This is a genomic window from Clostridium sp. (genome assembly GCF_051278035.1).
In the GTDB taxonomy this organism is placed as follows: Bacteria; Bacillota; Clostridia; order Clostridiales; family Clostridiaceae; genus Clostridium_AD.
The window spans coordinates 1-15,888 of record NZ_JBNMNU010000097.1; the positions used below are offsets into that span (position 1 = coordinate 1).

Sequence of the window (15,888 nt, forward strand, 5' to 3'; positions counted from 1 at the left end):
ATAGGAGCATCAAAAAAAGCATCCTACATTTGAAAAAAGTAGTTGAGGTAAATTCTATGAAGGAGTCTACCCAAAATAAAATTTTTATAGCTTGTAATTTACTTGTTTCATTTGTATTTTCTTTTGCTTTTGCATCTGCATATTGGGATATGGTTCTTAAATTCATAAATGCAGTTAGTTTTGATGTGAAAGACCCTATTTATAATATGGATGTATCTTTTTATATTTTTAAACTTCCTTTAATTGAATCTTTATATAGCTTTATAATAACACTACTAGTGTTTTTAGTTATTATTAAAGTAGTGATTTTCGTCGCATTTAAGTCGTCAGATATTTTCAATGCAGGGAGAATACAAAATGGTTTGGCAGACCCAAAAGAATTTGGGAAGGAACTTATTAAATTTGGAGGTAAGCAGATCGCAATAATATCTTCACTTATAGCACTGTTCCTATCACTTGGATTTCTAGTGAATATATTCAATTTAGCATATAGCCCTAGGGGAGTTGCATATGGTGCAAGCTACACGGATATTCATGTAACATTACTTTTCTATAAAATATTGATTGTAGCTTGTATTATTGCTGCTGTAGTAATATTTATTAGTGTTTTAAGATCAAAGGTTAAGCCTATAATGATTTCAATTGGTGCTATAGTTTTGATAAGCATCGTACAAGTAATATCAGGAGTAGTAGTTCAAAATAGTATTGTAACTCCGAACGAAAAGCAATTTGAACAACCGTATATTGAAAATAATATCGCGTTTACAAGGAAGGCTTTTAATTTAGAGGATATCACTACAAAACCTTTTAATGTAAAGAATGATTTGAAAAAAGGGGATATTGCAGACAATCAGAAGACAATAGATAACATTAGGATAAATTCTACTGCCCAGGCGCTTGAATTTTATAATCAAGTACAAATATTAAGATATTACTATAATTTTAGTGATATAGACGTAGATAGATACAAAATAAATGATAAATATAGTCAAGTATTTATTTCAGCAAGAGAAATAAACTCAGAATTAATATCTCCAGACACTTGGCAAAATACTCACATGATTTATACTCATGGGTATGGTGTTGTAATGAGTAAAGTAAATGCTGTTACATCAGAGGGACAGCCCGATTTTGTAATTAAAGATATGCCAATTAACAATAGTACAGATATTAAGTTAACTAATCCAAGGATTTACTTCGGTGAGCAAACAGACCTGTACGCCTTAGTAAATACTAATGTGAGTGAATTCGACTATCCTCAAGGTAACACCAATAAATTAACAACTTATGATGGAGAAGCCGGAATCGAAATGAGTTTTATTAATAAGGTTTTATTTGCAATAAATAATGGGGAACTAAATTTTCTATTATCAAGGGATATTAATAGCACAAGCAAAATTCTTATTAATAGAAATATAGTTGAAAGGGCGAAAAAGATAGCTCCATTTTTAAGCTATGATCAAGATCCATATGTTGTTGTAAGTGAAGGGAAAGTATACTATATACTTGATGCTTACACTACATCAACCCAATATCCATACTCGCAGCCACAAAATGGAATAAACTATATTAGAAATTCGGTTAAGGTTGTAATAGATGCTTACGATGGTTCTACAAATTATTATATGGAGGATCCAACTGATCCAATTGTGCAAACATACGCAAAAATTTACCCTGATTTCTTTAAGGATATATCAGAGATTTCAGATGACCTTAAAGCACATTTCAGATATCCATCTGATATATTTAATGTTCAAAGTGCAGTCCTTGGAAAATACCATGTAACTGATCCAGGAGTCTTTTATAGTGGGGAGGATATTTGGGATGTTTCTAAGAACGCAAAAGCAGTAGGTGGTGAGGTTAAAACAACTATTCCACCATATATCATACGAAAATTATCAGACAAAGATAATCAAGAAATGGTATTACAACAGTATTTCAACATAAAGACAAAATTTAACATGACAGCAATTTTAGGTGCTAGAATGGATGTAGGAAACTACGGCAAACTGTTCCTAGAAGAATTTCCAGCAGAAAAAACAGTCTACAGTCCGCACCTTTTCAATCAGAGTATTAGTCAGGATACTACAATTTCGGCACAGCTTTCGCTGTGGGATACAGGTGGTTCTGAAGTACAATATGGAGACACTGTAATTTTACCAATAAATAACTCGCTTCTTTATATTGAACCTCTATATTTAAGAGCTAGTGGGAAAAATAGTATTCCTGAAATGAAAAAAATAATATTATCTTACGATAGCAAGCTACTTATGGTTGATAATATGGAAACTGGACTCGCGCAGATATTTAATTATGAGGCTCCAAATGAAGTGGTTACAGGTGATGGAACTACTTCAGAGCCATTAAGCCAAGCTAAGATAGGGCTAATTAAGCAGGCAAATAATTTATATTTAAAAGCGCTTGAGGCTCAAAGAAATCTAGATTGGACAAAATATGGAGAATATAATCAGCAACTTGGAGATTTACTAAAACAATTAAATAAATAAATAAATAAATAAATAAATAAATAACAAAAGGCAGATGCAAAATTGCATCTGTCTTTTGTTTTAGTTTAACTAAAAGGAAAGACCTTAAATTATAAGGATAGAAGGAGAATATATATGGATTCATCAAATAATAGTAGATGGGTAGTTTTATTTATAGTAGTAATGGTAACTTTTATGGCCACATTGGATAGTAGTATTGTAAATGTAGCATTACCTGTTATGGCCAAATCTCTGGATGTAACATCAGGTGGTATTCAATTAGTAGTAACAAGTTATTTAATTATAATTTCAGCAACTATATTGGTTTTTGGAAGACTTGGAGATATGGTCGGTAAGACAAAGGTATTTAAGTTTGGATTAGCTTTATTTACACTAGGTTCTTTGTTTTGTGGAATAACAAATTCATTTTCAAGTTTGATTATAGCTAGAGTAATACAGGCAATAGGTGCAGCGGCTGTTATGGCAAACAGTCAGGGTATTATTACAGAAACATTTCCAGCAAATGAAAGAGGCAAAGCACTAGGAATCACAGGAACATTTGTTGCTCTAGGAGCCTTGGTAGGACCAGCGCTGGGAGGATTTATAGTAGACAGCATCAGTTGGAAATACATATTTTTAATAAATATACCAATAGGTATAATAACTTTATTTTATGCTTTTAAGCTACTTCCTAAAGGGCACAAAGCAGTAAAGTCGAAAATGGATGTAGTCGGGGCTTTACTATTTATGTTTGCTATAGTACCTTTGTTTGCAGCGCTAGGTAAAGGACAGCAGGTTGGATTTACCCAGCCACTAATTTTAATAGGCTTTTCAATAGCGATTATTTCATTTGTTGCATTTGTTATGGTAGAAAAGAGAATTGAAAATCCATTATTGCAACTACAAATTTTTGAAAATAAATTATTCTCACTCAGTATATTTTGTGGGTTTATATCGTTTTTAGCTATCTTTTGTTCAATTATTATTCAACCATTTTATCTTCAAAATGTGATGAAGTTTTCACCTGCATTCACCGGATTAATACTTATGATTTTTCCCTTGATTTTGTCTGTAGTGTCACCAATTAGTGGACATTTATCAGATAAGATAGGTTCTGAAATCCTGACATTTATAGGGCTTGTGGTTACAAGTTTGGGGCTACTATTAATGTCAACTTTAAATGAACAGTCGTCTGTAATAAGTATGGTATTTTTTATAGGAGCTATGTCTATAGGAAATGGTTTGTTTCAATCACCCAATAATTCATTGATAATGTCCACAGTACCACGGGATAAGCTAGGTGTTGCAGGAAGTATAAATGGGCTTGTAAGAAACTTAGGAATGGTATGTGGAATAGCTTTATCTACTACCCTATTATATAATAGGATGAGCTACAAAATTGGTCATCATGTGACTGATTACGTAGTTGGGCGTAGTGATGCATTTGTTTATGGCATGAAAACTGTATATATAACTGCAGCTGCTATTTGTATGTTGGGGGCTATTTTAACCTCTCTAAGATTATTTGGAAAAAAAGATAAAAAGGTACAGAGTAATTAATTAGGTGCGTTGTATTTCGTAACTTGATAATCGTCACACACAAATTATATAATGCTTTCATATTTTAATAGAGAGAAATTAAATGAAGGTGTGTAATGGAAAAAAGATATGCAACTGCTCTAAACTGCATCGATGGTAGAACTCAAATTCCTGTAACAAGGTGGCTTAGAAAAAATTTTGATGTAGACTATGTAGATTTAATTACAGAACCAGGAATGGATAAGGTGTTATCTCAATACAATTGGTTTGAAACTGAAAGATTGAGAGAAAATGTTATAGTTTCAATAACAGCTCATAACTCAAATATAGTTGCTGTAGTTGGACATTACGATTGTGCTGCAAATCCTGTTAGCGTCAATAAACATTTTCAAGATATAGTAAAATCAACATATATGGTGAAATCATGGGGGCTTCCAGTTAGAATAATAGGTCTATGGGTTGATGAATTCTGGTATGTACATGTTGTAAGTGATTAAATTTCTCGCACCAATGGTGCGAGAAATTTGTTTTTATGTGGATTTAATAAAATAAATATATTAAGTGTTATAGTGCTCAGCTGTACGAAATATACAATAACTTTAAATAGAAATTATCTATTGATTATTTAGCATTATTCATTTATAATAACTATAAATAATACCTAATAGGGGTATATTGAAAAGAAAAGATAAAACTAAATGTCCATACATATATTAAAGGAGAGAAGCGCAATGATAGAAATAAGTTCAAGAATATTTGATTTGTTTATGAAGCCCTTTGAGAAAAGAGCCTTAAGCAAAAGAAGAAAAGAATTGATACCTAAAGCTAATGGGAATGTATTAGAAATTGGTGCAGGAACAGGGGTAAACTTTGATTATTATATTGCGGACAATATATCAAAACTAACTATTGTGGAACTGGAGATTAATGGCCTAATAACAAATAAACCACTTAACTCACAGATAAGTATTGATTATGTGTTAGGAAATGTTGAAAAATTACCTTTTCCAGATGAAACTTTTGATAGCGTAGTTTCAACTTTAATTTATTGTTCCGTTGATAATCCCGAAAAGGCGCTTAGTGAAGTATATAGGGTGCTTAAGCCGGGTGGTAAAATGTATTTTATTGAACATGTCCTACCTGAAGAAAAACATTGTAGGCATTTAGTAAATTCTCTTAATGACACATGGAAGTGTATAGGGAAGTGCAATGTAAATAGAGAAACTTATAACACTATAAAAAAAGCAAAATTTAGAGTGGAAAGCTATGAACAATTTGGTAAGGGAGTATTTATATTTATTAAAGGCATAGGAGTTAAATGTTAGTGTACTTTATTATCCTATAGAGAGCTTATAAATATCGCTATTTTCTTAGAAATCCTTTCATGCCCTGCATTATTTAAATGCAACCCATCTGGTTGATATAATTTTTTTTGTGCTGAACTTAATGAAAATATTCCACAAGACTTAAATAGATTTAAAAATGGTAAAGCGTAATAATCTGAAACTTGCTCCATGGCATTAACATATACATCCTCAGTTAGCCCGAATATATTTGGGCTTTGGAAAAATCCATTTGTTTGTAATGGTGAGATCACTGCAATAATCTTATCAGGGTACTTTTCAATTAGGCCACTAAATAAAACATGACATGCTCCAAAGAATGTAGTAATCGTTCTATCACTCATTGTACCAAGTTGAACGCCTCGTCCAAAGTCATTTACTCCACCAAATACAGTTACTAAATCAGTTTCTGAATCCATTGAAGTATATCTTGTTGCCATTGGACTTGGACTTGGATTTGAAATTAAAGGTGACGTGCCTATGCAGGAACCGCTAATACCATAGTTCCGAGTAGTAGAGAATCCTAAATAATCTTTTATATAATCAAAATATCGTTTTGTAGCAAGCTTATTTGCGCTATCAGTTATGCTGTCTCCCATTACATTCCATATTTTATTTGACCAATTAGTTGAAACCATTTTATCACATCCTTTTGTTATTATTGAAGTTTATTATGTATTTAATAGCCTTTGAATATTGCCTCTTACTACATCTGGTAAGTGTCCGCTTAATGCTCTTTTTAATAAATTAGGTTTATTTATTCCATTTGATGATAAATAATTTTCTACCATAGTAACCTTTATTTCTCTATTTGGAATTAGCTGATATATTACATACCAATCCTCTAAGGAAGTTAGTGGTATATTTACTCCATTAATTATTTTAGTATCGGAAATTGAACTTTGGTCAAAAAAATATTTAAATGTTCCATTATGATAATTAATGCTTAATCCTGCCATAACATCAACATCGAATCCATTTACAACATATTCATAAAAGTATTTTGTAGAGTATGTTTCTGTCATTTCCCAAACTATCTTTTCTCCAATGTTTTTAAGAACTTTATCTGCTTTTTCAATATCTTTTAAATCTACTAAAATATCAATATCATTAGGTTTATCTATAAGCCCATAATGATTAAGTAATATGGAAGCACCAACTCCCCAAACAATTCTTTCTTCATTAAGTTTTTTTCCTATGTAACTTAAAGTACTAAACATTTTTAAATCCACCTCTAATTCATTATATTATTCCTACTCTATAATTAAGTTTAGCATAAAAGAAAATATTGTAAAGTCATGAGTGAGCTTCTACTAACTCATTTTAGACCTTCAAAGATTAAAAAAGCAGCTAGTTATATTAACTAGTTGCTTTAAGGCGTTATATTAAATTTATATTCAATTAAAGGGGGGGCTCTAATCAATAAAAATCAATTATCTTCCATGGACTTATAATAACAATTCTATGTGTCATTATAGTGACAAAATTAAAAAGTAATTGTGAATTTTGAAGTAATTATTAATAAATTATATTATTTTTTTCTTGTTTTTTTAGCTTCTGTAAAAACTCCTATTTCTTTGGCTGTTTCTATATTTACTTTGTCTAATTCTTTTTTTGTTTTTTGACTAAGTTTTTTACTTTGCTGGTTATTTTTTTTGTCTATATGTGACATCGAAAATTCCTCCTTGAATTAATTATGAGCATAAAAAATTATATATTTGTATCTTGAAAATATAACTTATTATTAATATAACCCATTATACGAATAGTATGTGAGAGTGTATATAAATGTAATTTATTAAAGAGGAATTCAGTAGTAAATGTAGAATAATGTAAATATGAACAAAATTTTCAATTAATTATTTGAGAGTGGAAATGTAAATTTCTACTCTCCCTAACAATAGAAAGAAGGAAGGTTTTTTATGGAAGCTATAGATAACAGAAAATTTTTTAGAATAGAATGTAAAACACCAATTTGTACACAAATTTCTATTGTTAAAGTTAATAATAAAGTGGTCACTAGTGGAACTGGAAACATCTGTGTAGAAAATATAAGCTCTGGAGGTCTCAAGTTTCTGTTTAGTCTAAACCTTCCAGTAAGTGATATTATTGTTATTGAGTTTAAGTTGATAATTGAAGAGGTTAGCACTACTTTTTATGGTAATATTGTAAGAAAAGAAGAAATTGACAGGGGTATATATAGATATGGAGTTCAATTTGTTAATATAGCTGATGATGAGCATGAACAGTTCATATGCAAGCTGCATGAGTTAAACAAAGAGGGTATTTTAAATAATTCTGAACTTTGCTCATGTGATGTAGTGGATTGTATTAGAAAATATACAGGTAAATTTAACAAAAGGATATGTAAAAGATATAAACTTAATAATCATTTTGTTGCAAAAATGAAAGTGGATAAAAGTAAAAATAAATCCGGTACCTCTCAGTGGGTTGATATATTAATAGATAATATATCACAAGATGGTATTCAAGTTATTACTGATATTGATGTAGCAGTAGACCAGGATTCCATTTTAGAATTCAAAATAATTATTGCTGATACAAAAATTTATGCTACAGGTTATGCGCTATGGAGAATAATAGATTACGATAATAAATATATATATGGAGTAAAATTATATATAATTGATTCAGAAAAGAAAAGAATAGCTGGGATTTTAGAAGAAATAGTGGATTTTTCTCTGGAAAATGGTTTATTAACACGAGAATGTTTTAGACTAAATTTTAATTATTCAAAATCTGAAGATCATAGTTTTGAGTGGTGGGTATAAAATAATTTATAAATATATACAATAAAAAAGAACTGGATATTAACCAGTTCTTTTAACTAACACATTACAATAATTTTATAGGGGGTGGTCTGAGCTGGTATACTCTTTGTGGTAGCACCATAAACAACAATTAGATTGCGATTTTCAGGGTTATTATTAAATGCCTGCCCATTTTCCAGTACTATTTGAGTAATCGTTGTAATATTTAGTTTTAAACTATTATCGCTACTCACAAATTGCCTATTGAAATAATCTACTTTCACATTTCGATAAGGGGTATCTCTTGACATGACAATTGCTCTAAATTGTGGTGGGAAAATCATAGGAACAGCAGTATTTGCATCATAAAAGCCAGTTACCATATTTCCGGGTGTCACCATTACGTGGTCTACAAAGTAAGTAGTTGGGGTAACTACGAAATTAACTAAAGTCCCATATCCATCGTCTACAGACATTAACTTATAACATCCAGAGCCTTCTCCATTTCCGGATATCACAAAATCATTAATCATGGTAATCATGCCATGAAAAGATTGAAATTTTTTCATTTTTATCTCCTCATTAATTGCTTGCTTAAAAGTATTTATTATACAGTATATGGTGTACTATGTTTTTTGTTAATTTAGTATTAATAAAAGCCTGTCTACAAAAAATCCATATTTATGGTGTATGATTAATATTTAAATTAATTTTGTAGGTGATTAATATGTCAGAATCCGTAATAACAGAAAAGGCTCTTGCTTTATCCTTAAAGGAGTTAATGCAAACAGTTTCTTTGTCAAAAATATCTATCCGAAATATTACGAGCAACTGTAGCCTTAATAGACAAACATTTTACTATCATTTTAAAGATAAGTTCGACCTTGTGAATTGGATTTATAACACTGAAGTTACAGAATGTATCGCTAACTGCAGGCATTTTGAAAATTGGACGGACGGTATGCACCGAACCTTGTGCTACCTAATGGAGAATAAATCCTTTTATATTAATGCGCTTAACACACCTGGCCAAAATGCTTTTGATGGATATTTCTTTGAATTTAGTTGCGAACTTGTCATGGGAGTTATTAATGATGTATCCCTTGGCATGAATATTCCTGATGTGGATAAAAATTTTATTGCTGATTTTTATACCCATGCTTTTGTGGGTGTAATCGTTCAGTGGATTAAAAGCGGCATGAAAGACTCACCACAAATCATGGTAGAAAAGATTGAAAATGTGGTTGAAGGCAGTATGGTTGGTGTTTTAGCTAGATATAAATAAGGATGGTCCTGCAGCTTTATTTTTATAGAAAAGTGCAGGACCGCCCAATTAAACTATTTCAACAGCATAGTTTTAAGTGCGCTTATTTCTTCACTTAGGTTATCATCCTCCATCATTTTAAGTGCGGAATTAATTAATACACGTACATCATACTGTCCTTTATAAATAGGGGTAACTTTTTTATTTAAATTTAGAAATTTATAAACAGCAATTTGTGCACTTCTTACAGAATAATCCATAGTAAATACTATATCATCTGCTATTTCACAGAACTGGCCAAGTAATGCTAAATTAGTTGAACCTTCTGGAATAACTTCTGGTCTATCACCTTTTGCTCTTGTTAAAAATTGTGCAGTTGTAAAAGGTAATATACAAGGAATACAAATAGATGTTTCAAGAATCTTCTTCATATCTGCTTTGAAGTTTAAGTGATATAATAACTCAGTTAATATTTCCTCACCTGTACAATCCACCATTCTCTTCTTTATAAAATCACCTTTTGCATAAGGGGACAATCCATACCCCCATAAAGTTTGTACATTTTCAGGTTGATTAAGAAAATGTGGTTGCTTGTAGAGAACTATTGACATAAACCATCCAGAATCTTTAAATGTCATCATAGCTCCAGTTCCTGGCTGATTCCCTGAATATTCTATTATTTTGTTTACCATAGTTGGATCCTTAAGTGTAACAACGAAAGACTCCCACATTGATTCTTCAACTCGTTCATCAAAAACCTTTGGTTTACCAAGCTCAGGTCGGCCTTCAGCAATTTTCTCCCAAAGATCCCATGTTCCACCTACATGTTTGTCATTAATCACTGGCACTGTAGTCATTGAACCTTGGCTACTGCCAGCTGTTATGGAACCTATAGTAACAAAGGCAAAGTCACCCTCTCCAACTTCTATTCTAGTTTCTTTTCCATTTCTAACACATTTAAATGCTGTAACTGTGGTCTCCGCAACTGATGGCTTAAATTCTAAATCAGTTACTCTACAGTTTAGCTCAAAATTAACACCCTGTGCTTCTAACCATTTAGTCATAGGTAATAACATTGAATCATATTGATTATATGGTGTACGACGTACTCCAGACATATCATTTAAATGTGGTAGCTCATGGATAAATCTATGAAGATATCTCTTGAACTCTATAGCACTATGCCAAGGCTCAAATGCAAATGTTGTAGTCCACATAAACCAAAAATTTGTTTTGAAAAATGATTCTGGGAAACAATCTGTAATAGTTTTTGTACCTAAAGTATCTTCAGGTTTAATCATCATATCTGCTAAAGCCATTCTATCTTCGCGAGTGAATCCTAAGCATGATGACTCCAGTATGTTAGCTTCATTGTCTATTAATCTAGCTTTTGAATAGGTATGATTTTCTTTATTAAAAGCATTAAATTCATCAAGTATTGAAACTTTAGGATCCGTTAATGAAGGAATACTTTCCATTACTCCAAAAGTACAAGCATATGCTTCCTCATCAAACATTCTTCCACCACGGTTTGAATAACCCTTCTCGGCATCTCCATATCCATCCATGCTGCCACCTGTGATGTTTAGTTCTTCATATATATGAATGTTTTTTCCTGGAACATGTCCATCTCTAATTAAATATATAGCAGCCGATAGTGATGCCAGTCCACCACCAACCATATAAGCATTTGTTTTTTCTACATCGATAGTTTGATCAAAATTAAATCTCATTTTTAAATCCTCCATTTGAATATATACCATAAGCTATGAACCTACAGAAATTATTTATTTATCAAGTTAATTACTTGCTATAGGTATAATATAAATCTAAACAAAGGAAATAAGTACAATCAATTTTGCTAAACTGTCTTAAAAACATACATATTGCTTATAGTGTATAAAAAACTACATGGACTTTGTACATAAAATCAAAAATATATTGCATTCACACCTAAAATATACTATATTTAGATGTATAATACTTTGAATTTTAAAAACTTTGACTGACAGTAGCAAACTTGTCGAAAGATTAGGGCGCAAAGCTATAGACCTTTCATCTGAATGGTAGCCACTGGCCTAAGTCAAAGTTTTTTTGTTATATAATGAGAAGGGGGGATATACTTTGAGACATGTATCTAGGGCAGAAGAGATAGTCATTACTAATAATGAGATAAAAAACTGGTCTGAAGAGTTAACTATTGCGAATAAAGAAATAGCATTTCAAAATGAAGAGAAAGCGAGCAGGGCAGCGGAGCGAACTATTGCTAATATAGAGCTTGCTTTTCAGAACGAAGAGAAGAGTAAACGTGCAGAAGAGCTGGTTATTGCCAATAAAGAATTAATCATTGCAAATGAAAAACTAATCAACGCAGATAAGGCACAGGGAGAATTCCTTGTGAACATAACTCATGAGCTTAAAACCCCCTTAAATGTAATTTCTTCAGCAATACAATTATTTCAAATGTATTGCGATTATAACTCGTTAGATGATCGACGTGAAATAATTATTAAATATCTTGGCTCAATGAAAATAAATTCCTATAGGCTATCAAAACTTATAAATAATATAGTAGATTCATCAAAAATTCAAGCAGGATTCTTTAAACTAAATTTATCAAATAACAATATAGTCCAAGTTGTAGAAGAAATAATGTTGTCTGTAACTAAATTTACAGAAAGTAAGGGTTTGAATATTGTTTTTGATACAAATATTGAAGAAAAAATTATTGCTTGTGATCCAGAAAAAATAGAAAGAATAGTATTAAATCTTATATCAAATGCCATAAAATTTTCAGATGAAGGTGGGGAAATATTTGTAGATGTTAAGGGTAAAAATGAGTTTGTTGAAATATCAGTTAAAGATAATGGCATTGGTATTGAAGATAATCATTTGGGTATGATATTTGATAAATTTAAGCAGGTAGATAAATCGTTATCAAGAAATGCAGTAGGTACGGGTATTGGGCTAAGTTTAGTTAAGTCGATTGTAGAATTACATGATGGTAGAATAAATGTTGAAAGTGAGCTCGGTAAAGGAAGTAAGTTTACATTTTGTCTTCCTTCAAAACAGGTAATTAGTGAAAATATGTTATGCAATAACGAAGTAAAGAGCAATTATGAAAATATACGAGTGGAATTTTCGGACATTTATTCGTAAATCTATTCGTAAATCTAATTAAACAAGCCCAAAATGTAAAGATACATATTATGGGCATAATTATGTATTATTCATATATTAATAAGACTAAAAGGAGCTCACTTTGTGAACTCCCATATAAAATATAATATATTTAATTTTTGGCTATGTTTAATAAAAATGTTGAAAATGTATGTTTTTAAATAATGTGGTATAATAATACACTATAAAATATTACGGAGGTCTTATTATGCCAAGTGTAGGGTCGGTAAGAATGTATTTAGAGGCTTTAGGGACAATCTATTGGTAAAGGAACCGTTACTATTTATTTTAAGTAAATATATTAGACATAGATAGTGATATAAACATCAATAGCACGTAGTATGCTATTTTAAGCTAAAAACACATATTTAAAAAGTAATTATAGGCTAAGTATTGAGACTTTAAAGGTAGTAAACAAATTAAAAAGGAAGTGTAATGTTATGTTAAATTCAAAAAAAATATTAATGTTCAGTATTTCAATTATTTTGGCTATATCAACGTTTGGATATCCAACTGTTGCATCTGCAACAGAAGTTGCCAAACCTACGATATCCTACATACCAATAGATGAACCAGTAAGCACATCAATAGCCGTAAGCCAAAAGGGCTGGAGTCAATCAGATAATGTTATTATTGCAGATTCCTCGCAGTTTCCAGATGCATTAGCAGGAAGTTCATTTGCTATGGAAAAAGATTGCCCCATAATTTATGCAGGTGGAACAGATAAACTAGACTTACCAAATGAAACTGACAAATGGGATGAGTTGCTAAGGCTAAAGGCTAAAAGAGTATATATACTAGGTGGAGTAGCCGCAATACGACAAAGTATAGAAGATGATTTAACAAGCAAAGGCATGGAGGTTATTAGACTTAGTGGCAAGAACAGATATGAGACAGCTAAAGCAGTGGGAGATGAGGTTATAAAAATAAACAATTCAAAAACAGTGTTTATTACATGTGCTTCAAACTTTCCAGACGCATTATCGGTATCAACCTTTGCAGGACAGCTAAAAGCGCCAATCATGTTAACTTCTAAAGGAAACTTAAATTCTGTAACACAAAATGCACTTAAAGAGTGGAGTACAAAAACAGTATACCTAGCAGGTGGAACAGCAGCAATTTCACAACATGTGGAAGATACACTAACAAGTATGAATATTAAAGTAATAAGGATAAGCGGACAAAATAGATACGATACATCCAAAAAGGTTATTCAATATTTCAAACCTGATACAGATTCTTTAACAATTACAACTGGAACAGATTTTCATAGTGCTTTGGTAGGTTCTGTATATGGCTATAAGACAAATCATCCAGTTATGTTATTTGATAAAAATGTGACTGATAGTATAAAAGAATTTGCCTGGGCATGTAATGACTTAGTAGTTATAGGAACAGGATTCTCTGAGGCTGATATAAAACCTCTACCAGGTGGAACTATAGCTGGTTACAAGTTAATACCAAATACTCCCTCGTTAAAAAAGTACCCAACAGATATGATAAACTTACAATCAATAGCTAAGTTATTACCTGAAGAAGACATAATGTGGAATGATATTAACTTCTTTGACTATGATGCTGCTTCGTCTAAGGTAACTTATCAAAACTGTATTACCTATTCTAGTATTTCTCTTTGGGGAGCTATAAGTAGTAACCCAACCGCAATAAAACTTTTAGATAGCATACTATATGACTTACTTGGAGAGAAAGACGCCACACAACTTGCTTCAATTGCGAAACTTTACAATTCAACTGTACAAGACAACGATGCAATGGAAGCGAAATACTTTAATTACCAACTTACTGCAAGCAAACTTCATCAATTTAAGATATATAATGAAGGCACTAAAGTATATTTATATATTAAATAAATGATTTAAAGCAAGCCTAATTAGGTTTGCTTTTTTAGGGTATGTAGATGTTTTTCGATAAACACTTAAATCAATTAGGCTTGAAAAGATAAAAAAAAATTTTAAATGAGGGAACTATTTGGTTTCGCTTAAAATGCTATTATTTTAACATCATTCATAAACATAGCCTAAATTTAAGATTATATCTTATACATAAAAATAACAATGCAGCACTTAGGGGGACCACAGCGCAGCATTGTTTTCTTTAGTTATCATTAAAAAAGGATTGGTATTTAAATTATAGACTAATATGAAAAATCTTATTCACTATATCCAATTCCAAGGTGGTAGTTATAACTATTGATTATAAATAGTAAAATAATTAACTTAGAAACATATAAAGTTAAGGAGTAAGAATTGAGTTAAATTTAACTAAAATTGTATAGATGTTCTTTATATAAAAACGGGAATTTAAAGAGCTAATTATAGTTATAAGTGCAGATGAGGGTATTAACAAAGTAACAAGTCTACTTATTGCATAATTCATGAGGGGAGTAAGCTGTCCTTTCTTATATGCGTATATGGTGGGATTTTAAATGATAAATCTGATATAAGAATAATAGAAGGTAGAATAAAATTTAATTTCACTTTTGGGCGCAAGAACGCAATTTATCAACAAATAGATAAAAAAAGTGGATACACCGAAAAAAGAACGCAAAAAAAGAAATATAAGAAGGACAGCACCTTCTTATATTCAAAACAAAACTCATAACAAGTTAATTTATTAATCTCATATGTAGCTCTCGCCATTAATTAACTTATATTAATAGTATACCATATTATAAAAAAATCAAACATAAATCTTGAATGATAGGGTGATTCTATTGACTTTTTGTTTCTGTTACTACACATACCCTTATTAATGTTTTTTTTGAAGTATTTGTTTCTGAATTTTGTAACTTAAACCTTTTCCTAAAGAATGTTGGGGAACTGGAATAGATTCACCTTCAAAGTTAGAATATATTTTATGGGAACCCTTTTGTCTTGTCGGTTTAAATCCACTAGTTTTTATAATTTTATCAATTTCTCTATAATTAAGTATTTTTTTATACTGGGCATTGAGAGCTACGTCTAAAGGCTCTTTGATGTTAAAACTATTATATAAAGCAACTTTTTCAGCGACTATTAATCTTATTGGTGAAATTAATTTTTCAGCTTCTCCTTCATATGTATAGGTAGTCCCATCAATAGCATCATTTAGAATATATTTTATTCTATCAAATAATATTTTAATTTTAAAATTAAGAATATTAGTAGTTTTACTTAAACCTAATTCTTTTGACATATCGATTATAGAAAGTAAGTAAACCATTTTATTTTTTGTTAAATCGGCTGCAAGTGTCGCAACTTCATCATTAAAACCTCCAGATATATCGAAATATTTATCTTGTTCTA

The 15,888-nt window shown here is 30.8% G+C and carries 14 protein-coding genes and 1 riboswitch; of the genes, 8 read left to right on the forward strand and 6 right to left on the reverse strand.

Going from position 1 to position 15,888, the window contains the following annotated elements; all coding sequences use genetic code 11:
• From ACJAX4_RS14465 to ACJAX4_RS14480, 4 genes are all read left to right on the forward strand, one after another.
• The coding region (locus tag ACJAX4_RS14465; RefSeq protein WP_435790161.1) for a UPF0182 family membrane protein at positions 1-2,507 on the forward strand (2,507 nt) is incomplete at its 5' end.
• Positions 2,508-2,621: 114 nt separating this feature from the next.
• Entirely contained in the window at positions 2,622-4,046 is a 1,425-nt protein-coding gene (locus tag ACJAX4_RS14470; RefSeq protein ID WP_435790162.1) for an MFS transporter, read from the forward strand.
• A gap of 95 nt (positions 4,047-4,141) precedes the next feature.
• Positions 4,142-4,522, forward strand: a complete 381-nt coding sequence (locus tag ACJAX4_RS14475) for a carbonic anhydrase (protein WP_435790163.1) — start codon at positions 4,142-4,144, stop codon at positions 4,520-4,522.
• Between the two features lie 234 nt (positions 4,523-4,756).
• A complete protein-coding gene (locus ACJAX4_RS14480; RefSeq protein WP_435790164.1) occupies positions 4,757-5,350 on the forward strand; it encodes a class I SAM-dependent methyltransferase in 594 nt (197 codons plus the stop codon).
• A 14-nt stretch (positions 5,351-5,364) separates the two neighbouring features.
• On the opposite strand, the gene ACJAX4_RS14485 is transcribed toward ACJAX4_RS14480, so the two are convergent.
• From ACJAX4_RS14485 to ACJAX4_RS14495, 3 genes are all read right to left on the reverse strand, one after another.
• On the reverse strand, positions 5,365-6,006 hold the full coding sequence (locus ACJAX4_RS14485; RefSeq protein WP_435790165.1) for an SGNH/GDSL hydrolase family protein: 642 nt from the start codon (positions 6,004-6,006) through the stop codon (positions 5,365-5,367).
• Positions 6,007-6,039: 33 nt separating this feature from the next.
• Complete coding sequence (locus ACJAX4_RS14490; RefSeq protein ID WP_435790166.1) at positions 6,040-6,588, reverse strand: hypothetical protein; 549 nt, start codon at positions 6,586-6,588, stop codon at positions 6,040-6,042.
• Positions 6,589-6,899: 311 nt separating this feature from the next.
• On the reverse strand, positions 6,900-7,040 hold the full coding sequence (locus ACJAX4_RS14495) for a hypothetical protein (RefSeq protein WP_435790167.1): 141 nt from the start codon (positions 7,038-7,040) through the stop codon (positions 6,900-6,902).
• 250 nt (positions 7,041-7,290) lie between these two features.
• On the opposite strand from ACJAX4_RS14495, the gene ACJAX4_RS14500 reads away from it, so the two are divergent.
• Complete coding sequence (locus ACJAX4_RS14500; RefSeq protein WP_435790168.1) at positions 7,291-8,160, forward strand: PilZ domain-containing protein; 870 nt, start codon at positions 7,291-7,293, stop codon at positions 8,158-8,160.
• A 56-nt stretch (positions 8,161-8,216) separates the two neighbouring features.
• Here the strand turns inward: ACJAX4_RS14500 and ACJAX4_RS14505 are convergent, their stop codons facing one another.
• Positions 8,217-8,708 carry a hypothetical protein gene (locus ACJAX4_RS14505; protein ID WP_435790169.1) on the reverse strand — a complete coding sequence of 164 codons (492 nt, stop codon included), beginning with the start codon at positions 8,706-8,708 and terminating at the stop codon, positions 8,217-8,219.
• 158 nt (positions 8,709-8,866) lie between these two features.
• Between ACJAX4_RS14505 and dhaS the strand changes: the two genes are divergently transcribed.
• The gene (dhaS, locus tag ACJAX4_RS14510) at positions 8,867-9,424 is read left to right on the forward strand and encodes a dihydroxyacetone kinase transcriptional activator DhaS (protein ID WP_435790170.1); all 558 of its coding nucleotides are present in this window, start codon (positions 8,867-8,869) and stop codon (positions 9,422-9,424) included.
• Between the two features lie 53 nt (positions 9,425-9,477).
• Here the strand turns inward: dhaS and ACJAX4_RS14515 are convergent, their stop codons facing one another.
• On the reverse strand, positions 9,478-11,166 hold the full coding sequence (locus ACJAX4_RS14515; protein ID WP_435790171.1) for an oleate hydratase: 1,689 nt from the start codon (positions 11,164-11,166) through the stop codon (positions 9,478-9,480).
• Positions 11,167-11,406: 240 nt separating this feature from the next.
• Positions 11,407-11,484, forward strand: a riboswitch (cyclic di-GMP riboswitch).
• A gap of 43 nt (positions 11,485-11,527) precedes the next feature.
• On the opposite strand from ACJAX4_RS14515, the gene ACJAX4_RS14520 reads away from it, so the two are divergent.
• Positions 11,528-12,562 carry a sensor histidine kinase gene (locus ACJAX4_RS14520; protein ID WP_435790172.1) on the forward strand — a complete coding sequence of 345 codons (1,035 nt, stop codon included), beginning with the start codon at positions 11,528-11,530 and terminating at the stop codon, positions 12,560-12,562.
• A 461-nt stretch (positions 12,563-13,023) separates the two neighbouring features.
• The gene (locus ACJAX4_RS14525; protein ID WP_435790173.1) at positions 13,024-14,454 is read left to right on the forward strand and encodes a cell wall-binding repeat-containing protein; all 1,431 of its coding nucleotides are present in this window, start codon (positions 13,024-13,026) and stop codon (positions 14,452-14,454) included.
• A gap of 898 nt (positions 14,455-15,352) precedes the next feature.
• Here the strand turns inward: ACJAX4_RS14525 and ACJAX4_RS14530 are convergent.
• Positions 15,353-15,888, reverse strand: a 536-nt coding sequence (locus tag ACJAX4_RS14530) for a type II toxin-antitoxin system HicA family toxin (protein ID WP_435790174.1), incomplete at its 5' end; no start/stop codon positions are given.